23 protein-coding genes and 4 tRNA genes are annotated in these 26985 nt (G+C 59.2%); 21 read left to right on the top strand and 6 right to left on the bottom strand.

Features of this window, described 5'->3' with window-relative positions; all coding sequences use genetic code 11:
• The first annotated feature begins 39 nt into the window (after positions 1 to 39).
• From murJ to ispH, 6 genes are all read left to right on the top strand, one after another.
• Positions 40 to 1578: a murein biosynthesis integral membrane protein MurJ gene (murJ, locus tag ACYZTY_RS24195; RefSeq protein WP_461955781.1), complete on the top strand. Its 1539-nt coding sequence runs from the start codon at positions 40 to 42 to the stop codon at positions 1576 to 1578.
• 129 nt (positions 1579 to 1707) lie between these two features.
• On the top strand, positions 1708 to 2658 hold the full coding sequence (ribF, locus tag ACYZTY_RS24190) for a bifunctional riboflavin kinase/FAD synthetase (RefSeq protein ID WP_461955780.1): 951 nt from the start codon (positions 1708 to 1710) through the stop codon (positions 2656 to 2658).
• Positions 2659 to 5490 carry an isoleucine--tRNA ligase gene (gene ileS, locus ACYZTY_RS24185; RefSeq protein WP_461955779.1) on the top strand — a complete coding sequence of 944 codons (2832 nt, stop codon included), beginning with the start codon at positions 2659 to 2661 and terminating at the stop codon, positions 5488 to 5490.
• Positions 5483 to 5995, top strand: coding sequence for a signal peptidase II (gene lspA / locus ACYZTY_RS24180; RefSeq protein ID WP_461955778.1), 513 nt, complete (start codon positions 5483 to 5485; stop codon positions 5993 to 5995). Before ileS ends, lspA begins: the two co-directional genes overlap by 8 nt.
• A 7-nt stretch (positions 5996 to 6002) precedes the next feature.
• Positions 6003 to 6440, top strand: coding sequence for an FKBP-type peptidyl-prolyl cis-trans isomerase (gene fkpB, locus ACYZTY_RS24175; protein WP_461959391.1), 438 nt, complete (start codon positions 6003 to 6005; stop codon positions 6438 to 6440).
• A gap of 140 nt (positions 6441 to 6580) precedes the next feature.
• Positions 6581 to 7528, top strand: coding sequence for a 4-hydroxy-3-methylbut-2-enyl diphosphate reductase (gene ispH, locus ACYZTY_RS24170; protein WP_461955777.1), 948 nt, complete (start codon positions 6581 to 6583; stop codon positions 7526 to 7528).
• Here ispH and ACYZTY_RS24165 read toward each other — a convergent pair.
• Entirely contained in the window at positions 7497 to 8054 is a 558-nt protein-coding gene (locus ACYZTY_RS24165) for a GspH/FimT family pseudopilin (RefSeq protein WP_461959390.1), read from the bottom strand. The two genes, ispH and ACYZTY_RS24165, sit on opposite strands and share 32 nt — an antisense overlap.
• Before the next feature lie 131 nt (positions 8055 to 8185).
• Between ACYZTY_RS24165 and ACYZTY_RS24160 the strand changes: the two genes are divergently transcribed.
• Genes ACYZTY_RS24160 through thiO form a run of 7 tightly spaced genes read left to right on the top strand, consistent with a single transcriptional unit; the run spans position 8186 to position 14950 of the window.
• The gene (locus tag ACYZTY_RS24160) at positions 8186 to 8659 is read left to right on the top strand and encodes a GspH/FimT family pseudopilin (RefSeq protein ID WP_461955776.1); all 474 of its coding nucleotides are present in this window, start codon (positions 8186 to 8188) and stop codon (positions 8657 to 8659) included.
• Positions 8656 to 9105, top strand: a complete 450-nt coding sequence (pilV, locus tag ACYZTY_RS24155) for a type IV pilus modification protein PilV (protein ID WP_461955775.1) — start codon at positions 8656 to 8658, stop codon at positions 9103 to 9105. Before ACYZTY_RS24160 ends, pilV begins: the two co-directional genes overlap by 4 nt.
• The gene (locus ACYZTY_RS24150) at positions 9102 to 9815 is read left to right on the top strand and encodes a PilW family protein (protein WP_461955774.1); all 714 of its coding nucleotides are present in this window, start codon (positions 9102 to 9104) and stop codon (positions 9813 to 9815) included. The genes pilV and ACYZTY_RS24150 overlap by 4 nt, the downstream gene beginning before the upstream one ends.
• Positions 9812 to 10282 carry a pilus assembly PilX family protein gene (locus ACYZTY_RS24145; protein WP_461955773.1) on the top strand — a complete coding sequence of 157 codons (471 nt, stop codon included), beginning with the start codon at positions 9812 to 9814 and terminating at the stop codon, positions 10280 to 10282. The genes ACYZTY_RS24150 and ACYZTY_RS24145 overlap by 4 nt, the downstream gene beginning before the upstream one ends.
• A complete protein-coding gene (locus ACYZTY_RS24140; RefSeq protein ID WP_461955772.1) occupies positions 10269 to 13376 on the top strand; it encodes a pilus assembly protein in 3108 nt (1035 codons plus the stop codon). Before ACYZTY_RS24145 ends, ACYZTY_RS24140 begins: the two co-directional genes overlap by 14 nt.
• A 14-nt stretch (positions 13377 to 13390) precedes the next feature.
• Positions 13391 to 13792: a type IV pilin protein gene (locus ACYZTY_RS24135; protein ID WP_461955771.1), complete on the top strand. Its 402-nt coding sequence runs from the start codon at positions 13391 to 13393 to the stop codon at positions 13790 to 13792.
• A gap of 57 nt (positions 13793 to 13849) precedes the next feature.
• Positions 13850 to 14950, top strand: a complete 1101-nt coding sequence (gene thiO, locus ACYZTY_RS24130) for a glycine oxidase ThiO (protein WP_461955770.1) — start codon at positions 13850 to 13852, stop codon at positions 14948 to 14950.
• A 94-nt stretch (positions 14951 to 15044) separates the two neighbouring features.
• On the opposite strand, the gene ACYZTY_RS24125 is transcribed toward thiO, so the two are convergent.
• The 4 genes from ACYZTY_RS24125 to ACYZTY_RS24110 form a co-directional block, all read right to left on the bottom strand.
• The gene (locus ACYZTY_RS24125; protein WP_461955769.1) at positions 15045 to 16391 is read right to left on the bottom strand and encodes a sigma-54-dependent transcriptional regulator; all 1347 of its coding nucleotides are present in this window, start codon (positions 16389 to 16391) and stop codon (positions 15045 to 15047) included.
• Positions 16388 to 17977, bottom strand: a complete 1590-nt coding sequence (locus ACYZTY_RS24120; protein ID WP_461959389.1) for a sensor histidine kinase — start codon at positions 17975 to 17977, stop codon at positions 16388 to 16390. The genes ACYZTY_RS24125 and ACYZTY_RS24120 overlap by 4 nt, the downstream gene beginning before the upstream one ends.
• On the bottom strand, positions 17967 to 18200 hold the full coding sequence (locus tag ACYZTY_RS24115) for a PP0621 family protein (protein ID WP_131061749.1): 234 nt from the start codon (positions 18198 to 18200) through the stop codon (positions 17967 to 17969). Before ACYZTY_RS24115 ends, ACYZTY_RS24120 begins: the two co-directional genes overlap by 11 nt.
• Positions 18201 to 18385: 185 nt before the next feature.
• A complete protein-coding gene (locus ACYZTY_RS24110; protein ID WP_461955768.1) occupies positions 18386 to 19408 on the bottom strand; it encodes an outer membrane protein assembly factor BamD in 1023 nt (340 codons plus the stop codon).
• Positions 19409 to 19559: 151 nt separating this feature from the next.
• Here ACYZTY_RS24110 and rluD point away from each other — a divergent pair, with 151 nt between their 5' ends.
• The 8 genes from rluD to ACYZTY_RS24070 all read left to right on the top strand — a co-directional run bounded on the left by rluD (position 19560) and on the right by ACYZTY_RS24070 (position 26460).
• Positions 19560 to 20522: a 23S rRNA pseudouridine(1911/1915/1917) synthase RluD gene (gene rluD / locus ACYZTY_RS24105; RefSeq protein ID WP_007942311.1), complete on the top strand. Its 963-nt coding sequence runs from the start codon at positions 19560 to 19562 to the stop codon at positions 20520 to 20522.
• Entirely contained in the window at positions 20519 to 21244 is a 726-nt protein-coding gene (gene pgeF / locus ACYZTY_RS24100) for a peptidoglycan editing factor PgeF (RefSeq protein WP_461955767.1), read from the top strand. The genes rluD and pgeF overlap by 4 nt, the downstream gene beginning before the upstream one ends.
• A gap of 130 nt (positions 21245 to 21374) precedes the next feature.
• Positions 21375 to 23939 (top strand): ATP-dependent chaperone ClpB, encoded by a 2565-nt coding sequence (gene clpB, locus ACYZTY_RS24095; RefSeq protein ID WP_461955766.1) that lies wholly within the window; start codon positions 21375 to 21377, stop codon positions 23937 to 23939.
• 298 nt (positions 23940 to 24237) lie between these two features.
• A tRNA-Asn gene (locus ACYZTY_RS24090) sits at positions 24238 to 24313 on the top strand.
• Positions 24314 to 24322: 9 nt separating this feature from the next.
• A tRNA-Pro gene (locus tag ACYZTY_RS24085) sits at positions 24323 to 24399 on the top strand.
• Positions 24400 to 24404: 5 nt separating this feature from the next.
• Positions 24405 to 24480: transfer RNA gene (locus ACYZTY_RS24080), tRNA-Lys, on the top strand.
• Between the two features lie 96 nt (positions 24481 to 24576).
• Positions 24577 to 24653, top strand: a tRNA-Pro gene (locus ACYZTY_RS24075).
• A 181-nt stretch (positions 24654 to 24834) separates the two neighbouring features.
• Entirely contained in the window at positions 24835 to 26460 is a 1626-nt protein-coding gene (locus ACYZTY_RS24070) for a methyl-accepting chemotaxis protein (protein ID WP_461955765.1), read from the top strand.
• A gap of 62 nt (positions 26461 to 26522) precedes the next feature.
• On the opposite strand, the gene ACYZTY_RS24065 is transcribed toward ACYZTY_RS24070, so the two are convergent.
• Positions 26523 to 26921: an HvfA family oxazolone/thioamide-modified RiPP metallophore gene (locus ACYZTY_RS24065; protein WP_461955764.1), complete on the bottom strand. Its 399-nt coding sequence runs from the start codon at positions 26919 to 26921 to the stop codon at positions 26523 to 26525.
• Positions 26922 to 26985 lie beyond the last annotated feature (64 nt).

Below are 26985 nucleotides of genomic sequence, written 5' to 3'. Positions count from 1 at the left end.
TGTTCGCCTGCTGTTTATCGACAGGCACAAACTCTTTCAATGAATCTGCTCAAATCGTTGGCCGCCGTCAGCTCTATCACGATGCTTTCCCGGGTTCTGGGGTTCGTCCGTGACACTCTTATCGCGCGCACATTTGGCGCCGGGATGGCGACTGACGCCTTCTTTATCGCCTTCAAACTGCCCAATCTGTTGCGACGAATCTTCGCCGAAGGGGCTTTTTCCCAGGCATTCGTGCCGATTCTTGCCGAATATAAAAGCCAGAAGGGCGAGGAGGCGACGCGAACTTTCATTGCTTACGTTTCCGGCCTGCTGACGCTGGTGCTGGCCCTGGTCACCGCGCTGGGCATGCTCGCTGCGCCGTGGGTGATCTGGGCGACAGCGCCGGGTTTCACCGACACCCCGGAAAAATTCGAGCTGACCTCCAATCTGTTGCGGGTGACTTTTCCTTATATATTGCTGATCTCCCTGTCTTCATTGGCCGGTGCGATCCTCAATACGTACAACCGCTTTTCGGTGCCGGCCTTCGTGCCGACCTTGCTCAACGTCAGCATGATTATCTTTTCGGTGTTCCTGACACCGTACTTCGATCCTCCCGTCATGGCCTTGGGCTGGGCAGTACTGGTGGGTGGCCTGGCGCAGTTGCTCTATCAGCTGCCGCACCTGAAAAAGATCGGCATGCTGGTGCTGCCACGCCTGAATCTGCGTGACAGCGGCGTCTGGCGGGTCCTGAAGCAGATGTTGCCAGCGATTCTCGGCGTGTCTGTAAGCCAGATTTCGCTGATCATCAACACCATTTTCGCCTCGTTCCTGGTCGCCGGCTCCGTGTCTTGGATGTATTACGCCGACCGCCTGATGGAGTTGCCATCTGGCGTTCTGGGCGTGGCATTGGGCACGATTCTGTTGCCGACGCTGGCCAAGACCTACGCCAGCAAGGATCGCCAGGAGTACTCGCGCATCCTCGATTGGGGGCTGCGCCTGTGCTTCATGCTGGTGCTGCCGTGTTCGCTGGCGCTGGGAATCCTGGCCGAGCCGCTGACGGTTTCGCTGTTCCAGTACGGTCAATTCAGTGCGTTTGACGCCTCCATGACCCAACGGGCGCTGATCGCCTATTCGGTCGGGTTGCTCGGGATTATCGTGATCAAAGTGCTGGCGCCGGGCTTTTATGCGCAACAAAACATTCGCACGCCGGTAAAAATCGCGATTTTCACCCTGATCGTTACCCAGTTGTTCAACCTGGTGCTGATCGGTCCGCTGGCTCACGCCGGTCTGGCCCTGGCCATCAGCGTCGGTGCCTGCATCAACGCCGGGCTATTGTTCTATCAGCTGCGCAAGCAGCAGATGTATCAGCCGCAACCGGGCTGGGCCAAATTCGGCCTGAAGCTTGTGATTGCGGTGCTGGTGATGTCTGCTGTGCTGCTGGTCGGCATGCACTTCATGCCGGCCTGGGATCAAGGGCATATGCTGGAGCGATTCCTGCGTCTGGGCGCGTTGGTCGGTGCCGGCGTGGTCAGTTATTTCGGCATGCTGCTGTTGATGGGCTTTCGTTTGCGCGACTTCAATCGCAAGGCGTTGAGCTGAGGCTTGGGCCTCGATAAACATGGGCGAACCGACGGTTTTGTCGGCTCGATTACTTTGGGTTACGGTGTTGCCTGTCGTCGGCCGCCGGGTGTGGTTATAATCGACCACTTTATGAGCAAGAAGCGCGTTATGCAGCTGGTTCGAGGCCTCCACAACCTGCGCCCCCAGCATCGGGGCTGTGTCGCCACTATTGGCAACTTTGACGGTGTTCACCGTGGCCACCAGGCTATCCTGGCGAGGCTGCGTGAGCGCGCTATCGAGTTGGGCGTGCCCAGCTGCGTGGTGATTTTCGAGCCGCAGCCGCGAGAATTCTTCGCCCCGGACACGGCCCCGGCCCGTCTGGCCCGGCTGCGGGACAAACTGCAGCTGCTGGCCGACGAAGGTGTCGACCGGGTCCTGTGCCTGGCCTTTAACCAGCGTCTGAGCAAGCTCAGCGCCAGTGAGTTCGTCGATACCATTCTGGTCGACGGCCTCGGCGTCCAGCACCTGGAGGTCGGTGACGACTTCCGGTTCGGCTGTGATCGGGTCGGGGATTTCGATTTCCTGCAACAGGCCGGCATCGTTCAGGGCTTCACCGTTGAAGCGGCGCAAACCGTCGAGCTGGACGGCATTCGTGTCAGCAGCACCCAGGTCCGCAATGCCTTGGCCGCTGCCGATTTTGCCTTGGCCGAGCGGTTGCTCGGTCGTCCGTTCCAGATCACCGGGCGGGTCCTGCATGGCCAGAAGCTGGCGCGTCAACTGGGTACGCCAACCGCCAACATTCAACTCAAGCGTCGCCGCGTGCCGCTGACCGGGGTTTACCTGGTCGACGTCGACATCGACGGCAAGACCTGGCCCGGCGTCGCCAACATTGGCGTGCGGCCCACGGTCCAAGGGGATGGCAAAGCCCACCTCGAAGTACACCTTTTAGATTTTGCCGGCGATCTGTATGACCGGCGTTTGACGGTGGTTTTCCACCACAAGCTGCGTGAAGAGCAGCGTTTCGCCTCTCTGGAGGCGCTTAAGACGGCGATCAATGCGGATGTTGCCGCCGCCCGTGCCCTGTCGCACCTAGCGCCAATCGCTAATGAAGAGCCTTAAATGACCGACTATAAAGCCACGCTAAACCTTCCGGACACCGCCTTCCCAATGAAGGCCGGCCTGCCTCAGCGCGAACCGCAGATTCTGCAGCGCTGGGACAGCATTGGCCTGTACGGTAAGTTGCGCGAGATTGGCAAGGATCGTCCGAAGTTCGTACTTCACGACGGTCCTCCGTACGCCAACGGCACGATTCACATCGGTCATGCGCTGAACAAGATTCTCAAGGACATGATCATCCGCTCGAAAACCCTGTCGGGTTTCGACGCGCCTTATGTCCCGGGCTGGGACTGCCACGGTCTGCCGATCGAGCACAAAGTCGAAGTGACCCACGGCAAAAACCTGGGCGCGGACAAAACCCGCGAACTGTGCCGTGCCTACGCCACCGAGCAGATCGAAGGTCAGAAATCCGAATTCATCCGTCTGGGCGTGTTGGGCGACTTCGCCAACCCGTACAAGACCATGGACTTCAAGAACGAGGCCGGTGAAATCCGTGCACTCGCCGAAATCGTCAAAGGCGGTTTCGTGTTCAAGGGCCTGAAGCCTGTGAACTGGTGCTTCGACTGCGGTTCGGCCCTGGCTGAAGCGGAAGTCGAGTACGAGAACAAAAAATCCTCGACCATCGACGTGGCCTTCCCGATTGCCGACGAAGCCAAACTGGCTGCCGCTTTCGGTCTGCCGTCGCTGGGCAAACCTGCTTCGATCGTGATCTGGACCACCACCCCGTGGACCATCCCGGCCAACCAGGCGCTGAACGTTCACCCGGAATTCAACTACGCCCTGGTCGACGTCGGCGACAAACTGCTGGTGCTGGCTGAAGAGCTGGTCGAGTCGTGCCTGGCCCGTTACAGCCTGGAAGGCTCGGTCATCGCGACCACCACCGGTAAAGAGCTGGAGCTGATCAACTTCCGTCACCCGTTCTACGATCGCCTGTCGCCGGTTTACCTGGCCGATTACGTTGAACTGGGCGCTGGCACCGGCGTGGTTCACTCCGCTCCGGCCTACGGCGTGGACGACTTCGTGACCTGCAAGAAATACGGCATGGTCAACGACGACATCCTCAATCCGGTACAGAGCAACGGCGTTTATGTGACGTCGCTGGAGTTCTTCGGCGGCCAGTTCATCTGGAAGGCCAACCCGGCCATCGTCGACAAGCTGACCGAGGTCGGTGCGCTGCTGCACACCACCATCATCGAACACAGCTACATGCACTGCTGGCGCCACAAGACCCCGCTGATCTACCGCGCCACCGCGCAGTGGTTCATCGGCATGGACAAAGAGCCTGTCAACGGTGACACCCTGCGTAAACGCGCGCTTAAAGCCATTGAAGAGACTCAGTTCGTCCCGGCCTGGGGCCAGGCGCGCCTGCACTCGATGATCGCCAACCGTCCGGACTGGTGCATCTCCCGTCAGCGCAACTGGGGCGTGCCGATCCCGTTCTTCCTGAACAAGGAAAGCGGCGAGCTGCACCCACGTACAGCCGAGCTGATGGAAGAAGTCGCCAAGCGCGTTGAAGTCGAAGGCATCGAAGCCTGGTTCAAGATGGACGCTGCCGAGCTGCTGGGCGACGAAGCGCCGCTGTACGACAAGATCAGCGACACCCTCGACGTCTGGTTCGATTCGGGTACCACGCACTGGCATGTACTGCGCGGTTCGCACGCGATGGGCCACGAGACCGGCCCGCGTGCAGACTTGTATCTGGAAGGCTCGGACCAACACCGTGGCTGGTTCCACTCGTCGCTGCTGACCGGTTGCGCCATCGACAATCACGCGCCGTACCGCGAGCTGCTGACTCACGGCTTCACCGTCGACGAGTCCGGTCGCAAGATGTCCAAGTCATTGGGCAACGTGATCGCGCCGCAAAAAGTCAACGACACCCTGGGCGCCGACATCATGCGTCTGTGGGTGGCTTCCACCGACTACTCGGGTGAAATGGCGGTTTCCGAGCAGATCCTGCAACGCAGTGCGGACGCCTACCGGCGTATCCGTAACACCGCGCGCTTCCTGCTCTCCAACCTGACCGGGTTCAACCCGGCCACCGACATCCTGCCGGCCGAAGAAATGCTCGCGCTGGACCGTTGGGCCGTGGACCGCACCCTGCTGCTGCAACGCGAGTTGCAAGAGCACTACGGTGAATACCGCTTCTGGAACGTCTACTCCAAGATCCACAACTTCTGTGTGCAGGAGTTGGGCGGTTTTTACCTCGACATCATCAAGGACCGTCAGTACACCACTGGCGCCAACAGCAAGGCCCGCCGCTCGGCGCAAACCGCGCTGTACCACATCTCCGAGGCACTGGTGCGCTGGATCGCGCCGATCCTCGCGTTCACCGCCGATGAACTTTGGGAATACCTGCCAGGCGAGCGTAACGAATCGGTGATGCTCAACACCTGGTACGAAGGCCTGACCGAACTGCCGGAAAACGTCGAACTGGGCCGCGCCTACTGGGAGCGGATCATGGCGGTGAAGGTCGCTGTGAACAAGGAAATGGAAATCCAGCGCGCGGCCAAGGCCGTCGGTGGCAACCTGCAAGCCGAAGTGACGCTGTTCGCCGAAGACGCGCTGAGCGCCGACCTGGCCAAGCTGAGCAACGAATTGCGCTTCGTTCTGATCACCTCGACTGCCAGCGTTGCGCCTTTTGTTCAGGCACCAGCGGACGCGGTAGTGACCGAAGTCAGCGGCCTGAAGTTGAAAATCGTCAAGTCGGCTTTCGCCAAGTGCGCCCGTTGCTGGCATTGCCGTGAAGACGTCGGCGTGAACCCGGAGCATCCGGAAATCTGCGGTCGTTGCGTCGACAACATCAGCGGCGCAGGCGAGGTTCGTCACTATGCCTAACGCTGCTGGCCGTTTCGGACGGCTGAGCTGGCTCTGGTTGAGCTTGCTGGTCCTGGTCATCGACCAGGCCAGCAAGTTCTACTTCGAAGACAAGCTCGAGATGTACCAGCAGATCGTGGTGATCCCCGACCTGTTCAGCTGGACACTGGCCTACAACACCGGCGCGGCGTTCAGTTTCCTGGCCGACAGCTCTGGCTGGCAGCGCTGGTTGTTTGCCCTGATCGCTGTGGTGGTCAGTGCCGTGCTGGTGGTCTGGCTCAAGCGCCTGGGGCGCAATGAAACCTGGCTGGCCGTTGCGCTGGCCCTGGTGCTCGGCGGCGCGCTGGGCAATCTGTATGACCGCATTGCCTATGGCCATGTGATCGATTTCATTCTTGTGCATTGGCAGAACCGCTGGTATTTCCCGGCGTTCAACTTTGCTGACAGCGCAATTACTGTCGGTGCCGTGATGCTTGCGCTGGATATGTTCAAAAGTAAAAAGACTGGAGAAGCCGTTCATGACTGAACAGGTATTGGCTGAGCAACGCATCCGCCAGAACACGGAAGTCACCTTGCACTTTGCACTGCGCCTGGAGAACGGCGACACCGTCGACAGCACCTTCGACAAAGCCCCGGCGACCTTCAAGGTAGGCGACGGCAACCTGTTGCCAGGTTTCGAAGCAGCGCTGTTCGGCTTCAAGGCGGGCGACAAGCGCACGCTGACGATTCAACCGGAAAACGCGTTCGGTCAGCCGAACCCGCAGAACGTACAGATCATTCCGCGCTCGCAGTTCAAGGACATGGAACTGTCTCCGGGCTTGCTGGTGATCTTCAACGATGCGGCCAATACTGAGCTGCCAGGCGTTGTGAAGGAATTCGATGACGAGCAAGTGACCATCGACTTCAACCACCCGCTGGCCGGCAAGACATTGACCTTTGACGTCGAGATCATCAACGTCGTGGGTCTTTAACTTGTAGGAGCGAAGCTTGCTCGCGAAGGCGTCATCACATTCAACGTTGATGTCGAATGAGATACCGCCTTCGCGAGCAAGCTTCGCTCCTACAGGGATGTAATGTTCTAACTTCTTGCGCGCAAGACACGAGGCACAGCATGCAAATCAAACTCGCCAACCCCCGTGGCTTCTGCGCCGGTGTGGACCGGGCGATCGAAATCGTCAACCGCGCCCTGGAAGTCTTCGGGCCGCCGATCTATGTGCGCCACGAAGTGGTCCACAACAAATTCGTCGTCGAAGACCTGCGTGCTCGCGGGGCGATCTTCGTCGAAGAACTGGATCAGGTGCCAGACGACGTCATCGTGATCTTCAGTGCCCACGGCGTTTCCCAGGCTGTGCGCACCGAAGCCGCTGGCCGTGGCCTGAAAGTGTTCGACGCGACCTGCCCGCTGGTGACCAAGGTGCACATTGAAGTCGCGCGCTACAGCCGCGACGGTCGTGAATGCATCCTCATTGGCCACGCCGGTCACCCGGAAGTCGAAGGCACCATGGGCCAGTACGACGGCAGCAATGGTGGTGCGATCTATCTGGTTGAAGACGAGAAAGACGTCGCCTCGTTGCAGGTGGTCAACCCCGAAAAACTGGCGTTCGTGACTCAGACCACCTTGTCCATGGACGACACCAGCCGCGTGATCGACGCCCTGCGTGCACGTTTCCCGGCGATCGGTGGTCCGCGCAAGGACGACATCTGCTACGCCACACAAAACCGTCAGGACGCCGTGAAGCAACTGGCCGACGAATGTGACGTGGTACTGGTGGTCGGCAGCCCGAACAGTTCCAACTCCAATCGCTTGCGTGAACTCGCCGAACGCATGGCCACCCCGGCTTACCTGATCGACGGCGCCGAAGACCTGCAAAAGAGCTGGTTCGACGGTGTCGAGCGTATCGGCATCACCGCTGGCGCCTCTGCTCCGGAAGTGCTGGTGCGTGGCGTGATCCAGCAGTTGCAGGCCTGGGGTGCCACCGGTGCCGATGAATTGGCCGGTCGCGAGGAGAACATCACGTTCTCCATGCCTAAAGAGTTGCGCGTGCGCTCCCTGCTTTAACTGTTTTCCCTCCCGGACACAGCGCCTGCTCAGCCTTATCGCTGCGCAGGCTGACGCGACCGGTCGCGGCCAGCACCACCTGGAGCTGGCTGACCGGTTCGCGGGCTGCGCAAATGTGCAGCGTCCCCGCTTGAAAGGCCCGCCCAGGCATCTGTGGTTCGCCGATACGGCTGAAACGTACGTATCGCTTGACCGGCCAATTGCCGACAACGGGCACCCTGGCGCTACTCGCGTGTTCAACAAGCAGCGGATTGCTGCTGTCCTCCGGCCCTTTGCCGCTGATATCCAGAATGATTCGCCAGCCCTGACCCCAGTCGTCGTTGATGCCATGAATGACGACGGTCTGATTACGCGCGAGTGCTTCGCTTCTGGCACTGCGAATACCACTGGCAAGAGACTTCGCCGCCTCCTCACGATGATTCGATTCTGTCAGTGATGCGAACGCCGGACTGACCAACAGCAGAACAATCCCGGCAATTGTCAGTCCCATGAGCAGTTCGATCAGGCTGAAACCTCGCTGATGCATGTCATCTCCCTCCATGGAGTGGTGCGGCCCGCGCAATCCGTGCGCGAGTAATGGCAAATCAACCGTACGCCGCTCGGTCGAATGTTCTAGCGTGTAGAAGCAGGTATAGCCGACGGCAACGGAGGGCACCGATGGATCATCGTACAAAAGGTTTCACGCTGATCGAGCTGCTGGTCTCGCTCGCGGTATTTCTGATCCTGATTACCCTAGCCGTGCCGGCGTTTACCCGGTCGGTGCAAGGCACCAAGGCCGACACCGAAATCGGCGACCTGCAACGCGGACTCAATTTCGCACGACTTGAGGCCATCGACCGGGGCGTCGCCACTCGGGTTCGTCCGACAGCGGGCGGCAGCGTCTGGACGGGAGAGCTTACGGTCTATGACGGTACTGGCAATCTGGCCAATGTATTGCGGGTTGTTCCAGCGATGAGCAGCGGCGCGACTCTGACGCTACCCTCAGGAGTGACCGCCATCGATTTCAATAATCTGGGCGGTTTGTCGGCGCCGCCCACACCCGTGGTGATCAGCTATGTATTGGGGGCGCAGAGCAGGACGCTGAATGTGTGTTTGAACGGACGAATTCTACTGGGTGGAAATTGCGGATGAGGGAACGAAGTAAACATGCACAGGAGGGCATGACGCTGATCGAAGTGCTGGTCGCGTTGGTGATTCTGACCGTGGGCCTGCTGGGCGCGGCGGCAATCCAGCTCAACGCGCTGAAATACACCGACAGCTCGCGGATGACCAGTCAGGCGAGTTTTATCGCCTACGACATGATGGATCGCATCCGCGCCAACTCCGGCGCCGATTACACCGTGACGCCACCGACGTCCGGCAACCTGAACGTCGCCCGCGATCAGGACCTCTACGATTTCACCACCAACATCGTCAATTTCGGCGGTGCGACAGCCACCGGCACCGTTACGCTGAGTCAGCGGGTGTACACCATCGCCATCACATGGGATGACTCGCGCGCCGCCAATACTGCCAATTCACGCCGCAGCTTTGTCTTGACCAGCCGCGCCGCTGTCGACCCGGTGGCAACACCATGAGGCGGTCCAACAGCGGTTTTGGGCTGATCGAATTGTTGATCGCCCTCGCATTGAGCCTGGTTGTCGTGCTGGGCGTGGCGCAGATTTTCATCGCCGCCAAGAACACCTACGTCAGCCAGAACACCGCCGCCGCCATGCAGGAAGACGCGCGATTCGTGCTGAGCAAGATGATTCAGGAAATCCGCATGGTCGGCATGTTTGGCTGCCTGGGGACGATCACCGACTCAAGCACTGCCGGCGATTTCAACACCAGCCAGATAGCGCCCATTAGTTGGGATAACGCCAACCTCAAGTTGACGCTGGTCACCGCCGATGTCGGAAGCAGTGGCGGGGTGCCGGCCTGGACGGTGATCTCCGACTGTCGAAACACGGCAACGGCCTACACAGGTGCGCGAATTCCGGCCTCGGGGTTTCTTGCATTTCCGATCCGGCGGCTGATCTACAGCTTCAGCAATAACAAAATCATGATGGGCTCCGGTATCGGCACGCCGGCCCAGTTCGTGCTGGTGGATAACGTCAGTGCCTTCAGCGTGAGCTTCGGCCTCGCCAGCTCAGCCACTGACGTAGCCGCTACCAGCTACAGCACGAATCCGTCCGACCCCGCACGAATTCGCAGCGTACGTCTGAGCTTGACCCTCACCGACCCGAACAACCGGGTGCGCAATCAAACCTTCAACGTGGTTGCCGCCTTGCGCAACAGGTTGCCATGAGAAAGGCCTCCATGACCGCTCACACCCAGCGGGGCATGGCGCTGCTGGTCAGCCTGGTGTTTCTGCTGTTGCTGACCTTGATCGGCCTTTCATCGATGCAGAACGCCACCCTGCAGGAAAAAATGGCCGGCAGCGTGAGCTTGCGCAACCAGTCGTTTCAGGGCGCCGAAGCGGCGTTACGTGTGGGAGAAAGCGCGGTGCAGCTGGACAGCTATTCATTGCCGGTCTGCAGCCAGTGCGCACCACCGGCCGACGCGCCGACGATCACCGCCGCCGGCGCCAGTTCCACCTCCGGAGTGACCTGGATCGCCTCTGGCAGGGGATTTTACGGGGTGCAGAACATCGGCACCACGGTCAACGCCGTGAATGTGCCGAGCAACACCTCGGCGACGCTTTACCGGGTGACTGCCGTCGGCATCGCGGGCAACTCGCGCAGCGTCGTGGAGAGTATTTATGCGAAATACTGAAAGGCGTGGTGGCGTGTGGCAGCTGATTTGCGGCGTGATACTGGGGCTTTACCTGACGGCTCCGGCCTACGCCTTCACGCCCTCGGACTCTCCGCTGTTGAGTGCCGCGGCCGTCGCCCCGAACGTCATGCTGCTGATCGATGACTCGGGGAGCATGAACAACATTATCTGGGCGCCGGATTTCGATCCGACTGTCAGCCGCGCGCAAATTGCGAACTGCAATTCAAACGGCTCATGTTTGAACGGACAGAACCTGGACATGGAAGATAACAATATCGCCTTATCGAGCCTTAAACGCGGCAACTGCTCCAACAACGGCAACTGGTACGGTTTTTATCGGGGGTTTTTGGGGTTGTCATCGATATGCCTGAAGCTGCCCGACCCTGTGGGTAATGAAAACACGCGTTATACGGCTAACTATCTGTCTTATCTGGTGAGCCTGGCCAATGGTTCGAACAGGGATTTCACCACGGGCACTGGTGCCATCCCAAACGATTACCGCATGAACGTAGCGAAGGATGTTTCTACGAATCTGGTCACCAGCAATCGCGAGCTGCGTATCGGGCTTGCGACATTCAACCCGCCCACGGGCAGTAATTCCGGCCCCGGCGGGTTTATCCCCCGCGCTGTCAGCGATCTATCTGCTGGCGGGAGCATCACCCAGGGGCAGGCGCAAACCAACTTCAACAATCTTATTTCATCGATCGATGGTTTGAGTGCAATCGCCAATACCCCGTTGGCGGAAACCTATTACGAGATCACGCGGTACATGCGCGGCATGGCGCCGTACTACAACTCGACGCCAACCACTTACACCAGCCCGATCCAGTATCGCTGCCAGAAAAACTATGGCGTCGTGATCACCGATGGCTTGCCGACCTATGACCGGACGTTTCCGACTACCGATCCACTGGGTGGTACTCGCTTGCCCAACTGGGATGACGTGAATAACGATGGTGACAACCTGAATGGTGACGGGGAAGGCGACACGCTGTATCTGGACGACATCGCCAAGTTCTCCTTCGACATCGACATGCGCTCTACAGGTAACGATCTGGCAGGCAAAAGCTGGAATGCAGCGGATTTTCCCAAGCAGAACTTGAACACCTACACCGTGGGTTTTACCGCCGCGAATCAGATGTTGTCGGATGCCGCCAGCTATGGGCAGGGCAAGTACTATCAGGCGACCGACAGCGCAGGACTCAACAGTGCATTGTCCTCGGCTCTGAGCGATATCACCTCCAAGTCCGGTTCCGGTGGTAGCGGCGTCACCAGCGGCACCACCCTGGCCAGCAACTCAAGTTACTTCCAGACCAGTTATGACCCGAAGGACTGGCGCGGCACGATCAAGTCCTTTGGCTTCACCTCGGCGGGCATCGTGAACACCGCCGCAGCGCTGTGGACCACCGACACCACCATCGTTCCCGGTGCTACAGCGCCGACTTACCAGTCCTGGAACACTTTGACCAACGCCGCCGTCACCTTGGCGTATGCCAGTTTCTCCCCGGCGCAGCAGACCTCCCTCAGCCAAAGCCTGCCCACCGGCATCACCGGCAGCGATCTGGTGGAGTGGAGCAAGGGCACCAACAAAACCGGGCTGAAGGTGCGCAGCGTACTGCTCGGCGACATCATCAATTCGCCGCTGGTACTGGCGTCACCCACGGATAAAACCGCCTCCGATCTGGTGGGCGACACCACCTACAGCGCCTACCTGACCACCAAATCCACCACCATGAGTCCCAGCCTGGTGGTAAATGCCAACGACGGGTTCGTGAATGTCATCAACTCGGCCAATGGCGTCCGGCGTTATGCCTATATGCCTTCCAGCGTGTTGCCATCGCTGCGCTTTATCGCCGACCCGACCTACATCAACGGTGTGAGCCACAAGTTTTTGGTCGACGGTCAGGTCGGGGTGTTCGATGCCCAATTCAGCGGCGCCTGGAAAACTGTCGCGATTGGCGGAACAGGGGCGGGCGGCAGGACCTTTTATGCGTTGCAGCTGTTCGATGCGTCAGCGGGTAACGTGTTCAAGGCGTTGTGGGAAATCAGTGCGCCGGCCACTGCCAGCACCGCGAACGCTTTCAATGATCTGGGTTATGCCTATGCACGACCGGAAGTGGCACGCTTGGCTGATGGTCGATGGGCCGCGTTCATTTCCAACGGTTATGGCAGCAACTCCGGGGTGGCAGCGTTGTACGTGGTGGACATTCGTGACGGCTCGTTGATCAAGAAAATCGTGGTCGACAGCACCGATACCACCAATGGGCTGTCGTCGGTGAAGCTCAGGGTCAACTCGCAGAATGTGGTGCAGGCTGCTTATGGTGGCGACTTGAAAGGGCGGTTATGGAAGTTCGATTTAAGCGCTACCGCGCCCGACACCTGGGGTGTGGCATTTTCCGGCAGGCCGCTGTTTACCACCGCGGGTGGCGCCACCCAGCCCATCACCGTGCAGCCATTGCTGGCGGACAACTCGCTGGGCGGCAAGGAGGTGTTTTTCGGCACCGGCAAATTCAACGAGACTGCCGACAAGACCAACAAGGATTTGCAGGCGTTCTACGCCGTGTGGGATGCGGAAGGCGGAGCCGGTCAGATCACCGTGTCCAGTTTGCAGGCGCAAGCGGTGACCGGTGTGTTCTCGGGCAGCACCGGGCAATTCATCACCACCAGCCAGAACGAAGTGACCTATCCGGCGGAGAAGGGCTGGTACTTGCCGCTGGTGTACAACAACGTGCTCACGGGGGAGCGGGTGATCAATCAGGCCAATCTGGTGTTGGGGCGGATCGTCTTTACCACGGCGAGTGTGGACACCACGGACCCGTGTGCCAGCTTCGGCACCGGCAAACTGGTCGAACTGGATGCGTTCAGCGGTAAGATGCTCAACTACGCGGTGCTCGACACCAACAACGATGGGACGGTCGACAGCACGGACACGGTGTCCAGCGGAGTGATTTTCACCGGTGGCATCCCGACCCTGAACGCCATCGTCAACGGCGCGTCCCGTAAGATCGTGAACGATTCCAGTGGCGGCATCAGCACCCTGGTGGAAAAATCCGGCGGCGGCAGCCGTCGCATCATGTGGCGACAAATACAGTAAGTGAGAGTTGAGGAATGCACAGATCCAACCGAGGTTTCACCCTGATCGAAATCATGATCGTGATTGCGATCATCGGGATCGTCATGACCATTGCCGCCCCGAGCCTCACCGAGTACGTGAAAAAGGGCCGCCGCACCGAAGTGGCCGGGCTACTTTCCGAACAGGCGCAGATCCTTGAGCGGTTCTACTCGAAGAACAATGTCTATACCGCTGCCACCGGACTGAGCGCCGGCAATGACTTTTACACCATCACCCCGACCCTGACCGACCAGACCTTCCTGCTGACGGCCGCGCGCAAGACCGGCGCAGCGATGGCGACCGACAAGTGCGGGGATTTCACCCTCACCAACACCGGCGTCAGAAGCATGGTCAATGCGACGTCCGGGCTCGTCACCAAAGATTGCTGGGGTCGCTGAGTTCCTTTTTCGGGCGCCTTTTTGCGCCTTCTGTCTATTTATCGGTTGGATCAGAACATGAGCAGGCAACAGCAAGTGGTGATTGTCGGCGGCGGCGTGATTGGGCTGCTGACGGCATTCAATCTCGCGTCCGAAGTGCAAAGTGTCGTGTTGCTGGATCGTTCGAGCGTCGGTCAGGAATCGTCATGGGCCGGTGGCGGAATTGTCTCGCCGCTCTATCCGTGGCGCTACAGCCCGGCAGTCACCGCGCTTGCGCATTGGTCCCAGGATTTTTATCCACAGCTCGGTGAGCGACTGTTTGCAGCGACCGGGGTTGATCCTGAAGTGCACACCACCGGCCTGTACTGGCTGGATCTGGATGACGAGGCCGAGGCGCTGGCCTGGGCCGAACGGGAAAACCGTCCGCTGCGGGCGGTGGATATCTCGGCAGCACACGACGCCGTACCCGTGCTGGGTGGCGGGTTTTCCCGGGCGATCTACATGGCCGACGTGGCCAACGTGCGTAATCCGCGGCTGGTGAAGTCCCTCAAGACTGCGTTGCTGGCGCTGCCGAACGTGACGATTCGTGAGCAGTGTGAAGTCAGCGGGTTTATTCGTGAAGGCGATACGGTCGTCGGTGTGCAGACCTCGTCGGGCCCTGTTCACGCTGATCAGGTGGTCCTCACGGCTGGCGCCTGGAGTGGTGACTTGCTGAAGAGTCTGGATCTGGAGCTGCCGGTTGAACCGGTCAAAGGGCAGATGATTCTTTACAAGTGCGCGGCGGACTTCCTGCCGAGCATGGTATTGGCCAAGGGACGCTATGCGATTCCCCGGCGCGACGGTCACATCCTGATTGGCAGCACGCTGGAGCATGAAGGCTACGACAAGACGCCGACCGATTCGGCGCTGGAGAGTCTGAAAGCATCGGCGGTGGAGTTGATTCCTGCGCTGGCGGATGCCGAAGTGGTGGGGCATTGGGCCGGATTACGGCCGGGTTCGCCGGAGGGGATTCCCTATATTGGCCGAGTGCCGGGGTTCGACGGGCTTTGGCTCAATTGCGGGCATTACCGTAATGGGCTGGTGCTGGCGCCAGCGTCGTGTCAGTTGTTTGTGGATGTGATGCTGGGGCGGGCGCCGATCATTGATCCGGCGCCGTATGCGCCGACCGGGCGGATCTAGTTTGGACCGCCATCGCGAGCAGGCTCACTCCCACATTGGTTCTATGAACGACACAAAACCCCTGTAGGAGCGAGGCTTGCCCGCGAAGGGGCCCTCAATCCAACCCCAATTTCTTCAGTCGATAACGCATCGATCTGAACGAAAGATTCAACCGCTGAGCCGCCGCCGTGCGGTTCCAGCGGGTTTCCTCCAATGCCTGGAGGATGAGTTTGCGTTCGACGTTTTCCAGATAGTCTTCCAGGTTGTCGATCTGCGTCAGGTCCGCCACACCATTCTCTGCCGTGCAGTTACCTTCGGCCAGTCGCAGGTCGCTGGCCTCGATCTGTCTGTTCTCGCACAAGGTGTAAGCCCGTTCCAGCACATTTTCCAGTTCACGCACGTTGCCCGGAAAGCGGTAGCTTTTCAGCGCATCCAGGGCGAGCGGGTGGAGTTTTGCGGCGGGTTGTCCGCTGCCGGCTGCCAGACGCTTGAGCACATGGCTGGCCAGCGGTTCAATGTCATCGCGGCGCTCACGCAAAGGAGGGACGCGTAGCTCGATCACGTTCAACCGGTAGTACAAATCCTGGCGAAAGCGTTCGGCGGTGACTTCGGCGTCGAGGTCTTTGTGGGTGGCGCAAAGGATGCGGACGTCGACCACCATTTCTTGCTGCCCGCCGACGCTGCGAACGGCTTTCTCCTGAATGGCCCGAAGCAGTTTGACTTGCATCGCCAATGGCAAATCGGCCACTTCGTCGAGAAACAGTGTGCCGCCATGGGCGGCCTGAAACAGCCCGGGTTTGTCTTCGATGGCGCCGCTGAAACTGCCTTTGCGATGACCGAAGAACTCGCTTTCCATCAGCTCCGACGGAATGGCCCCGCAGTTGACTGGGACGAACGGCTGATTCGCCCGCGGACCCTGTTCGTGAATCAGCCGGGCGACCAACTCTTTGCCGCTGCCCGATTCGCCGCTGACATACACCGGTGCCTGGCTGCGCGCGAGTTTGTCGATTTGTTTGCGCAGGTTACGCATGGGCAGTGAGTCGCCCAACAACCGGCGATCGATGGCGGTACTGGTGCCGCCCGGTGCCGGCAAGCGCAGGGCGCTGGTGACCAGTTCGCGCAGGCGTGTCAGGTCGACCGGTTTGGTCAGGAAGTCAAAGGCGCCTGCCTTGAGGGCGTTGATCGCCGTTTCGAGGTTGCCGTAGGCGGTGATCATTGCCACCGGCACTTGTGGGTAACGTTGCTGGATGTACTGCACCAGCTCAAGGCCGGTGCCGTCGGGCAGGCGCATGTCGGTCAGGCACAGATCGAATGTCTCCCGCGTCAACAAGGCCTGGGCTTCGCCAAGGTTGCGGGCACTGTAGGTATCGAGTTTCATCCGTCCCAGGGTGATTTCCAGGAGTTCGCGGATATCCGGTTCGTCGTCGACGATCAGGACTTTGGGCCGTGGGCTCGTGTTCAACTTTGTTTCCGTCCGTGAGCAAAAGTAATGCGAAAGCAGCCGCCGCCTTGGCGTGGTTTGAAGTCTAGGCGGGCCTGGTTGCTTTCGCACAGCTCACGGGACAGATAAAGCCCCAGGCCAGTGCCCTGGCTACTGGTGGTGAAGAAGGGTTCGAATAAATGCGTCTGTTGGTCCAGCGCCACGCCAGGGCCGTTGTCCAGGACTTCAAGCGTCGCCAACTGGCTGTCAGGGTCGACAAACAACTCGAGCCAGACCTGCGCCAGGTCGTGATTCAGGGCGCTATGGCGCCAGGCATTGCGCAGCAGATTGTCGAGAATCTGGGTCAGCTGATTGGGGTCCATCAGGGTTTTGAAGTCCCCCGAGCCGATGCGCAGGTGAATCAGTTGGCGATCGGTCGCCCCTTCGCGGGTTTCGGCGACGAAGTGCTCCAGCCACGGCTTCAGATCGAGCCTTTGCGGCACGGTTTGCTGACGGCGGGACAGTTGCAGGACGTTTTCGATAACCCGATTCATTCGCTGAGAGTGGTCTTGGATAATCTGGGTCAGACGCCGATCCGCGCCGTTCAGTTCCTCGGATTCCCGTAATAGCTGCGCGGCATGACTAATGGCGCCCAGTGGATTACGGATTTCATGGGCGATACCGGCCGTCAGGCGACCGAGTGCGGCGAGTTTCAGTTGCTGGGCTTGTTGAGCGATCTGGGCCAGGTCTTCGAGAAACACCAGGGTCTGATGATTCGGGCTTTGGTCCAGGGCAATGAAGCTGGGTTGCAGTTCCAGGCCACTGCTGGCGATTTTCAGGCTTTGCGGGCGCAACGACGGATTGTTGAACCACAGTTGAAGGCGTTCGACCAATGTCGGCGAATAATCGTCGATCAACCGACCGTCGAGGTTTTTCTGCCCCAGCAAAATCAAGGCGCTGTGGTTGGCCAGTTGCACCCGCCGCTGATCGTCCAGCACCAGAATGCCCGTGCGCATGCGATGCAGGATCAACGCGTTGAGCGCTTCCAGACCAACCACTTCACTGGCCCGCTGTTCGGCCAGGCTTTCGCTGTCCTCCAGGCGCCTGATCAGCCCTTGCACCAGTAACGCCGCGGCAAAACACAACGCGCCGAGGGTGCCGACTTGCAGGTATTCGCTGGGACTGATCGGGTGACTGAAGCTCAGGAGGAAACTGAAACCGACGATGCCAAGGGCAGCGACCGCCGCTATCAACAGGCCGATACGCCCGCGCAACAGGGTGTTGCTGATGGCCACCGACACGATCAGCAGGTTGCCGATGGCGCTGGCCAATCCGCCAGCGGCGTAGAACAGGCCGCACAGCAGCAGGACGTCGATCAATGCGAGGCTGAAAAGTTGTGCCGGCCGTCGGGTGTTCTCCCAAAAGACCACCAGCAAGATATTCAGCACCAGGTACAACCAACTGCCACTGCGCAGCAGGTCGTCCTCGGCGAAGGCCAGCAACTGATTGTCCATGTTGCTGGAGATCAACAGCACCAGGGTGATGCCGACGCTCAAACGGTAGAGATGATAAAGGCGCAGCAGTCGCAGGGCCTGTTTGCCGCCGGGACTGGACGTCTCAGCGATCACTTGAGCCTGGGCCTTGCTCAAGGTGAGCCTGGCTGCAATACCACTGTTGTTGAAGGCTCAGCGCGCGGTCGCGGGGCAGGTGAACGCCGCAATGAGCGCAGCGGACCATGGGCGCCGCATCCAGCTCGGCGGAGGATTTTGGAGCGGAAGTCGAAGCCTTGTACTTGCGCCAGAACCATACCGCAGCGGCAATCAGGGCAATCCAGAACAATAAACGAAGCATGGTGGGCGGCTTTATTAGCTAATGAACAGGCAGTTTAGCCAAGGACCCGACCCGCGCACAGCGTTATAGCGCTGCGTAACCTTGTAGGAGCGAGGCTCGCCCGCGAAGAACGATAACGCGGTGATTCAGGAACACCGCATTGGCTTCTTCGCGGGCAAGCCTCGCTCCTACAGAGTCTCCGTTTATCAGTCGAACACGCCGAAGGTCATGTAGCTGAACCACGAGCGGTCTTCGTTGTTAGCTTCGGATTCGTGTTCCTCTTCTTCGATCACGTCGCCATCTGCGTCTTTAGGCTTCAGATCGCTTGGAATCGCGTCCTTGGCATCCTGGAACTGCTTCTGGACATCCTGGTTGGCGCGGGTTTCGCCCGGCGGCAGCGGCGGACGGGATTCGATCAGGCCCAAAGTAGCCTTGCTCAGCCACGAACGGTTGTCGGCTTCATCGACCGAAGGCTTGAACTGTCCGTCCACCAGGGTTGGGTGGTTCGGGTAGTTGAGCTTCAGGGTTTCGAGGCTAGTGGCTGCCAGGTCGTCCAGGTGCAGACGCTGGTAGGCTTCGGTCATCACCGCCAGGCCGTCACCGACCGAAGGGGTTTCCTGGAAGTTTTCCACCACATAACGGCCACGGTTCGCGGCTGCGACATAGGCCTGACGGGTCAGGTAGTAGTCGGCAACGTGAATCTCGTAGGCCGCCAGCAGGTTGCGCAGGTAAATCATGCGCTGCTTGGCGTCCGGCGAGTAGCGGCTGTTCGGGAAACGGCTGGTCAGCTGGGCGAACTCGTTGTAGGAGTCGCGAGCGGCACCCGGGTCACGCTTGGTCATGTCCAGCGGCAGGAAGCGCGACAGCAGGCCAACGTCCTGGTCAAAGGAAGTCAGACCCTTGAGGTAGTAGGCGTAATCGACGTTCGGATGCTGCGGGTGCAGGCGAATGAAACGCTCGGCAGCAGACTTGGCAGCTTCTGGCTCGGTGTTCTTGTAGTTGGCGTAAATGAGCTCGAGTTGAGCCTGATCGGCGTAGCGACCGAACGGATAACGCGACTCCAGCGCCTTCAGCTTGGCTGTGGCGGCGGTGTAGCTATTGTTGTCCAGATCGTGCTGAGCCTGCTGGTACAGCTCGACTTCGCTCAGGTTTTCGTCTACGACTTCCTTCGATGAGCAAGCAGCGGTCAATGCGAGGATGGCGATCAGCAGCAGGTGTTTCACTTGCATGGCGGCTTGCGTCCCTATGACGGCCGCTGTCTTGGGCGGGGCCGTCCTGTTATGATGAGCGCCCCGTTGAATAGCCTCGGGGCAAAAGACGCCGTATTTAACCACAAGCGCGCAGCCGAAACCAAAGGCTGTGCCGACGCCTAGTCTGAGCATGTCCGATAAAATTGAACTTCGCGCAGAGGTGCCGTCCGAATTGGGCGGCCAACGCCTCGATCAAGTCGCCGCACAATTATTCGCTGAGCACTCGCGCTCGCGCCTTTCCGCCTGGATCAAAGACGGCCGCCTGACTGTGGATGGGGCGGTTATCCGCCCGCGAGACATCGTTCATGGTGGCGCCATTCTTGAACTGACTGCCGAGCAGGAAGCTCAGGGCGAATGGATCGCTCAAGATATCGAGCTGGACATCGTCTATGAAGACGACGACATCCTGGTGATCAACAAACCTGCGGGCCTGGTGGTGCATCCTGCCGCCGGTCACGCGGACGGCACCTTGCTCAACGCCTTGCTGCACCACGTGCCGGACATTATCAATGTGCCCCGCGCCGGTATCGTGCATCGCCTGGACAAGGACACCACCGGTCTGATGGTGGTGGCCAAGACCATTCAGGCGCAGACACAGCTTGTCACGCAATTGCAGAGCCGTAGCGTAAGCCGGATCTACGAATGCATCGTGATCGGTGTGGTGACTGCCGGCGGCAAGATCAACGCGCCGATCGGTCGTCACGGCCAGCAACGCCAGCGCATGGCCGTGATGGAAGGTGGCAAGCAAGCCGTCAGCCATTACCGCGTGCTCGAGCGTTTCCGCTCCCACACTCACGTGCGGGTGAAGCTGGAAACCGGTCGTACGCACCAGATTCGTGTGCACATGGCTCACATCAACTACCCGCTGGTCGGAGATCCTGCCTACGGCGGTCGTTTCCGCATTCCGCCGGCAGCCAGTGTGACCATGGTCGAATCGTTGAAGGCTTTTCCGCGTCAGGCCCTGCATGCGCGGTTCCTGGAGCTGGATCACCCGACCACCGGTAAACGCATGAGCTGGGAATCGCCACTCCCGGACGATTTCGTCTGGTTGCTGACCCTGCTCAAGCAAGACCGTGAGGCGTTCATCGGATGAGTGACTGGCTGATTCCCGACTGGCCTGCGCCTGCCGGGGTGAAAGCCTGTGTGACCACCCGTGCGGGCGGCGTCAGTCTGGCGCCGTTCGACAGCCTCAACCTCGGCGATCACGTCGACGACAGCCCCGAAGCTGTTGCCGAAAACCGCCGTCGCCTCACCGATCACTTTTCTATTCAACCGGCCTGGTTAAAGCAGGTTCACGGCATTGTCGTGGCTCATGCCGACCCGAGTCTGGTCGCTACCGCCGACGCCAGCTGGACGGCAACCCCCAGGATTGCCTGCACCGCAATGACCGCCGATTGCTTGCCGGCCTTGTTTTGCGACCGTGCCGGTACACGCGTTGCGGCGGCCCATGCCGGATGGCGTGGATTGGCAGCGGGTGTGCTCGAAGCCACCCTCGACAGTCTCGACGTGCCACCAGAAGAAGTGCTGGTATGGCTCGGCCCGGCGATTGGCCCGCAAGCCTTTGAAGTCGGCCCCGAAGTGCGCGAAACCTTCGTCCAGCAACTGCCCGAAGCGGCCAAAGCCTTTGTGCCCAGCCAAAACGCTGGCAAGTTCATGGCTGATATCTATGAGCTGGCGCGTTTGCGTCTGGCAGTTCGTGGTGTCACCGCTGTCTATGGTGGCGGATTCTGCACCGTGACCGATCCTCGCTTCTTTTCTTACCGCCGCAGTCCTCGCACCGGTCGGTTTGCCTCCCTGATCTGGCTCGAAGACTAGACTTCTCTGATCTGCATCAACTGATCGACGCTTGAAACTCCCAGAATCGACCGCATCTATAACGGTATCTGGCAGGTTTCTTCATTCAGGATGTTTTATAGGTCCGGCCTGCTCAAAAGGAAGGTGACCCATGCGTATAGATCGTTTAACCAGCAAATTGCAGTTAGCTCTATCCGACGCCCAATCTCTGGCCGTCGGCCTTGACCACCCCGGCATTGAGCCGGCGCATTTGATGCAGGCCATGCTTGAACAGCAGGGTGGTTCGATCAAACCCCTGCTGATGCAGGTCGGTTTCGACGTCAACAGCTTGCGTAAAGAGCTGACAAAAGAGCTCGACCAGCTCCCGAAAATCCAGAACCCGACTGGCGACGTGAATATGTCGCAGGACTTGGCGCGCCTGCTCAACCAGGCCGATCGCCTGGCCCAGCAGAAGGGCGATCAGTTCATCTCCAGCGAATTGGTGCTGCTCGCCGCGATGGATGAGAACAGCAAGCTCGGTAAGTTGCTGCTCGGCCAGGGTGTCAGCAAAAAAGCCCTGGAAAACGCCATCAACAACCTGCGCGGCGGTGAGGCCGTCAACGACGCCAACCACGAAGAGTCGCGTCAGGCGCTGGATAAATACACTGTCGACCTGACCAAGCGTGCCGAAGAAGGCAAGCTCGACCCGGTGATCGGCCGTGACGACGAAATTCGCCGGACCATTCAGGTGCTGCAACGCCGCACCAAGAACAACCCGGTGCTGATCGGTGAGCCTGGCGTGGGTAAAACCGCCATTGCCGAAGGCCTGGCCCAGCGCATCATTAACGGTGAAGTGCCGGATGGTCTCAAGGGCAAGCGCCTGTTGTCCCTGGACATGGGGTCGCTGATTGCCGGTGCCAAGTACCGCGGTGAGTTCGAAGAGCGCCTCAAATCCTTGCTCAATGAGCTGTCGAAGCAGGAAGGGCAGATCATTCTGTTCATCGACGAACTGCACACCATGGTCGGCGCCGGTAAAGGCGAAGGCTCGATGGACGCGGGCAACATGCTCAAGCCTGCGTTGGCTCGTGGTGAGCTGCACTGCGTCGGCGCGACCACGCTCAACGAGTACCGCCAATATATAGAGAAGGATGCGGCCCTCGAACGGCGCTTCCAGAAAGTCTTGGTGGACGAACCGAGCGAAGAAGACACCATCGCGATTCTGCGTGGCCTCAAAGAACGTTACGAGGTTCACCACAAAGTGGCGATCACCGACGGCGCCATCATCGCCGCGGCCAAGCTCAGCCATCGCTACATCACGGACCGTCAGTTGCCGGACAAGGCCATCGACTTGATCGACGAAGCGGCCAGCCGTATCCGCATGGAGATCGACTCCAAGCCGGAAGTACTGGATCGTCTGGAGCGCCGTCTGATTCAGCTGAAGGTGGAATCCCAGGCACTGAAAAAAGAAAGCGACGAAGCGGCTATCAAGCGCCTGGAAAAACTCCAGGAGGAAATCGTTCGTCTTGAGCGTGAGTATTCGGACCTCGAAGAAATCTGGAACTCGGAAAAAGCCGAAGTTCAGGGTTCTGCGCAGATCCAGCAAAAAATCGAACAGTCCCGTCAGGAGCTGGAAGCCGCACGCCGTAAAGGCGACCTGAACCGCATGGCCGAGCTGCAATACGGGGTTATCCCGGACCTGGAGCGCAGCCTGCAAATGGTCGATCAGCACGGCAAAAGCGAGAACCAGTTACTGCGCAGCAAGGTGACTGAGGAAGAAATTGCCGAAGTCGTTTCGAAGTGGACCGGCATTCCGGTGTCGAAAATGCTCGAAGGCGAGCGCGACAAGCTGATGAAAATGGAAAGCCTGTTGCACCAGCGCGTCATCGGTCAGGACGAAGCGGTGATCGCCGTTTCAAACGCAGTGCGTCGTTCGCGAGCCGGGTTGTCCGACCCGAATCGCCCGAGCGGTTCGTTCATGTTCCTCGGCCCGACCGGTGTCGGTAAAACCGAGCTGTGCAAGGCGCTGGCCGAGTTCCTCTTTGATACTGAAGAGGCGATGGTGCGGATCGACATGTCCGAGTTCATGGAGAAACATTCCGTGGCCCGACTGATTGGCGCGCCACCGGGCTACGTGGGCTATGAAGAAGGCGGTTACCTGACCGAGGCGGTGCGTCGCAAGCCTTATTCGGTGATCCTCCTGGACGAGGTCGAGAAGGCCCACCCGGATGTGTTCAACATCTTGCTGCAAGTGCTAGAAGATGGCCGCCTGACCGACAGCCATGGCCGCACGGTGGATTTCAAGAACACCGTGATCGTCATGACGTCCAACCTGGGCTCGGTGCAGATTCAGGAGTTGGTCGGTGATCGCGAGGCCCAGCGTGCGGCGGTGATGGATGCGATTTCCACGCACTTCCGGCCGGAGTTCATCAACCGGGTCGACGAAGTGGTGATCTTCGAGCCATTGGCGCGGGATCAGATCGCGGGCATTACCGAGATCCAGTTGGGTCGTCTGCGCAGTCGTCTGACTGAGCGCGAGCTGAAACTGGAACTCAGCCCAGAGGCCATGGACAAGCTGATCGCGGTGGGTTACGACCCGGTGTACGGCGCGCGGCCGCTCAAACGAGCGATCCAGCGCTGGATCGAGAACCCGTTGGCGCAGCTGATTCTGTCCGGTCGTTTCATGCCTGGCGACACGGCTGTGGGCACGGTGGAAAACGACGAAATCGTATTTGCCTGACCCGCAACAGCAGTGAAATAAACAAGGCCTCGCATCGCGAGGCCTTTTTTTCGTCAGGTTGTTGAACTGAAAGGAAAAGGCTTGTAAAGTGCGCCCCGCAGTAAGTCACCCGGAAGGGTTTCTGCTCCCCAAGCAGGAATCTGAAATAAGTTGCAAATCATTAACTTGAATGCAATTTAAGGGGTTGACAGAGGTGCTTAAGATTGTAGAATAGCGCGCCTCAGACACACGAACGCAGCGATGCGAACGGGTCGAAGAGGTGAAGCAAGCTTCACAGTTGTAAATTGAAATGTGTAGTTCCGTGATAGCTCAGTCGGTAGAGCAAATGACTGTTAATCATTGGGTCCCAGGTTCGAGTCCTGGTCACGGAGCCAATTTCAAACCGGGGTATAGCGCAGTCCGGTAGCGCGCCTGCTTTGGGAGCAGGATGTCAGGAGTTCGAATCCCCTTACCCCGACCATTTTTGGGTCGTTAGCTCAGTTGGTAGAGCAGTTGGCTTTTAACCAATTGGTCGTAGGTTCGAATCCCACACGACCCACCATTTTTGAAACCAGTTAACGCTGGGATCAGATCTTAAGATCAGAGGCCAAAAGCCCTGATCGAAGAAGGCGACTTGCGAAGGTCGCCTTTTTTTTACCGGGGTATAGCGCAGTCCGGTAGCGCGCCTGCTTTGGGAGCAGGATGTCAGGAGTTCGAATCCCCTTACCCCGACCATATTAAAAATCCTCGTATCGAAAGATACGGGGATTTTTTTTGTCTTCGATTTTTTGTTTTCGATTTTTTGTTTTCGAGAACCAACACTTCAGTCATCGTACAACTTGCCGATAACGAGGCGACGGGGTACTGCCGAAACAACGCCCCTTTTCCAGGCCATTACAAGAATAGGGCGTTCGTTATGCTACTGCGTCAGTTGAATATTGCTCCTCGGGCCGCCTTGGGGTTTGCCCTGATTGCCGTGTTGGTTGCCTTGCTCGGGATTTTTGCACTGGGGCAGATGTCGAGCATTCGCGACAGCGAAGTGGCCGTGGAGAAACAATGGCTGCCGAGTATCCGCGGCGGTGACGAGATCCGCGAGATCATGCTGCGCATCCGCACCATTTCCCTGCGCATGGCGCTGGATCAGGACCCGAAGAACATTTCTGTGTACCGCGGCCAAATGGATACCCGCGACAAAGAATTGAGCGAGAAGATTGCGGCCTACGACAAGTTGGTCAACACCGTCGAAGGCAAGGCGTTGTATGACCAGTTCAAAACCACCTTCGCGGCGTATCGTGCCGGCATTGCCCAATCGTTCTCACTGGCGGAGCAGGGACGCCGTGACGAACTGACCAAGCTGCTGCTGGTCGACATGAAAACCGTGGTCGATGGCTCCGGTAAACAGCTCAATGACCTGGCGGACCTCTTCGCCAAACAGGTTGCCGCCGAAAGCCAGAAATCCGAGGCGCATTACGAAACATCGCGGATGATCGTCAGCCTGTTCATCGCGTTGGCTGCGCTGGCCACCGTTGGTCTGGCCATGCTGTTGACCCGTAGCATCGTCAAACCGCTGGGCGAAGCGTTGCACGCCGCAGAAAACGTAGCCCGAGGCGATCTGACTCGCCCCATCGAAACCCATGGCAACGACGAAGTCAGCCGTTTGCTCAAGGCCCTCGCGACCATGCAACAGAACCTGCGGGAAACCCTGCAAGGTATCAGCGGTTCGGCGGCGCAATTGGCCACGGCAGCGGATGAATTGAACGCCGTCACCCTCGACAGCACACAGAACCTGCAACAACAGAACAACGAGATTGAACAAGCCGCCACCGCCGTCACTGAAATGACCACCGCGGTGGAAGAGGTTGCGCGCAACGCGGTGTCGACCTCCGACGCCACGCGCCAGTCCAGTGAGTCCGCGCACGTTGGCCAGGAGCGCGTCAGCGAAACCGTCAGCGCCATCGGCGCACTCGCCAGCGATGTGCAGATTACCGGCGGGTTGGTGCAATCCCTGGCCAACCAGTCGCAGGACATCGGCAAGGTGCTGGATGTGATTCGGGCGATTGCCGAGCAAACCAATCTGCTGGCGCTCAATGCGGCCATCGAAGCGGCGCGGGCCGGGGAAAGTGGTCGAGGTTTTGCGGTGGTGGCGGACGAAGTGCGTGCGCTGGCCTATCGCACGCAGCAATCGACCCAGGAAATCGAGCAAATGGTCCAGGGCATGCGCAGCGGCTCAACCCAGGCGCTGGACTCCATGCAAGCCAGCTCGACCCGGGCGGCCAGCACGTTGGCCCTGGCCGAGCGTGCGGGCGAGGCGTTGCAGACCATCACTGAGTCGGTGCATCAGATTCACGAACGTAACCTGGTGATCGCCAGCGCCGCTGAAGAACAGGCGCAAGTGGCGCGGGAAGTTGATCGCAACCTGGTGAACATCCGCGATTTGTCCGTGCGCTCCACTGCCGGTGCGGATCAAACCAGTGCCTCAAGCCATGAGCTTTCACAGCTGGCCAATTCGTTGCAATCCATGGTGCAGCGCTTCCAGGTGTAAATCCGCCAGACGAAAAAAAACCGCGCTTCCCGACGGAAAAACGCGGTTTGATGCTTGGAAGCTTAAGCGCCGTCTTGGTCTTTCAAGTGTTCGAACAGACCTTTTGGCATTTTCTTGCCGTTGGCTTCGTAGTTGGCTTTCACGTTATCAAATGCTTCTTGCTCGTCGATGAAGCCGTCATGGTTAGTGTCGATCTTGTCGAAATTGGACTTCGGCGCGACTTTCAGGAATTCGGCGCGGGATACCTTGCCGTCGCCATCGGTATCGGTTTTTGCCATCGAGGCATCGCCACACTTGCCTTCGCCACATTTGCCTTCCGGGGTTTTCACCACCTGTTCAGCCGAGGCCAGCAGGTAGCCCTGAGTCAGAGGCTGCGCAGCGAATACGGAACCGGACAACATCATGCCACCCGCCAGAACAGCGCCGAGCAGACCAATAGTGTTCTTGGTAGTACGGGACATTTCAATACTCCTGGGTTGCACGACACAACCGTTCGATAAAGGACGCCACGTGAGTGCGGCGATA

Source organism: Pseudomonas sp. LB1P83 (genome assembly GCF_054897885.1).
The sequence above is the reverse complement of the archived record's forward strand: the minus strand, read 5'-3'. Positions and strand labels throughout refer to the sequence as shown.

Coding starts and splice junctions, on each gene's coding strand:
- ACYZTY_RS24135 (WP_461955771.1), top strand. CDS start 13,391: ATGCACAGATCCAACCGAGGTTTCACCCTGATCGAAATCATGATCGTG.
- ileS (WP_461955779.1), top strand. CDS start 2,659: ATGACCGACTATAAAGCCACGCTAAACCTTCCGGACACCGCCTTCCCA.
- ACYZTY_RS24065 (WP_461955764.1), bottom strand. CDS start 26,921: ATGTCCCGTACTACCAAGAACACTATTGGTCTGCTCGGCGCTGTTCTG.
- ribF (WP_461955780.1), top strand. CDS start 1,708: ATGCAGCTGGTTCGAGGCCTCCACAACCTGCGCCCCCAGCATCGGGGC.
- ACYZTY_RS24150 (WP_461955774.1), top strand. CDS start 9,102: ATGAGGCGGTCCAACAGCGGTTTTGGGCTGATCGAATTGTTGATCGCC.
- ispH (WP_461955777.1), top strand. CDS start 6,581: ATGCAAATCAAACTCGCCAACCCCCGTGGCTTCTGCGCCGGTGTGGAC.
- clpB (WP_461955766.1), top strand. CDS start 21,375: ATGCGTATAGATCGTTTAACCAGCAAATTGCAGTTAGCTCTATCCGAC.
- ACYZTY_RS24160 (WP_461955776.1), top strand. CDS start 8,186: ATGGATCATCGTACAAAAGGTTTCACGCTGATCGAGCTGCTGGTCTCG.
- ACYZTY_RS24140 (WP_461955772.1), top strand. CDS start 10,269: ATGCGAAATACTGAAAGGCGTGGTGGCGTGTGGCAGCTGATTTGCGGC.
- ACYZTY_RS24165 (WP_461959390.1), bottom strand. CDS start 8,054: ATGCATCAGCGAGGTTTCAGCCTGATCGAACTGCTCATGGGACTGACA.
- pilV (WP_461955775.1), top strand. CDS start 8,656: ATGAGGGAACGAAGTAAACATGCACAGGAGGGCATGACGCTGATCGAA.
- ACYZTY_RS24115 (WP_131061749.1), bottom strand. CDS start 18,200: ATGCTTCGTTTATTGTTCTGGATTGCCCTGATTGCCGCTGCGGTATGG.
- rluD (WP_007942311.1), top strand. CDS start 19,560: ATGTCCGATAAAATTGAACTTCGCGCAGAGGTGCCGTCCGAATTGGGC.
- thiO (WP_461955770.1), top strand. CDS start 13,850: ATGAGCAGGCAACAGCAAGTGGTGATTGTCGGCGGCGGCGTGATTGGG.
- ACYZTY_RS24110 (WP_461955768.1), bottom strand. CDS start 19,408: ATGCAAGTGAAACACCTGCTGCTGATCGCCATCCTCGCATTGACCGCT.
- ACYZTY_RS24070 (WP_461955765.1), top strand. CDS start 24,835: ATGCTACTGCGTCAGTTGAATATTGCTCCTCGGGCCGCCTTGGGGTTT.
- pgeF (WP_461955767.1), top strand. CDS start 20,519: ATGAGTGACTGGCTGATTCCCGACTGGCCTGCGCCTGCCGGGGTGAAA.
- lspA (WP_461955778.1), top strand. CDS start 5,483: ATGCCTAACGCTGCTGGCCGTTTCGGACGGCTGAGCTGGCTCTGGTTG.
- ACYZTY_RS24145 (WP_461955773.1), top strand. CDS start 9,812: ATGAGAAAGGCCTCCATGACCGCTCACACCCAGCGGGGCATGGCGCTG.
- murJ (WP_461955781.1), top strand. CDS start 40: ATGAATCTGCTCAAATCGTTGGCCGCCGTCAGCTCTATCACGATGCTT.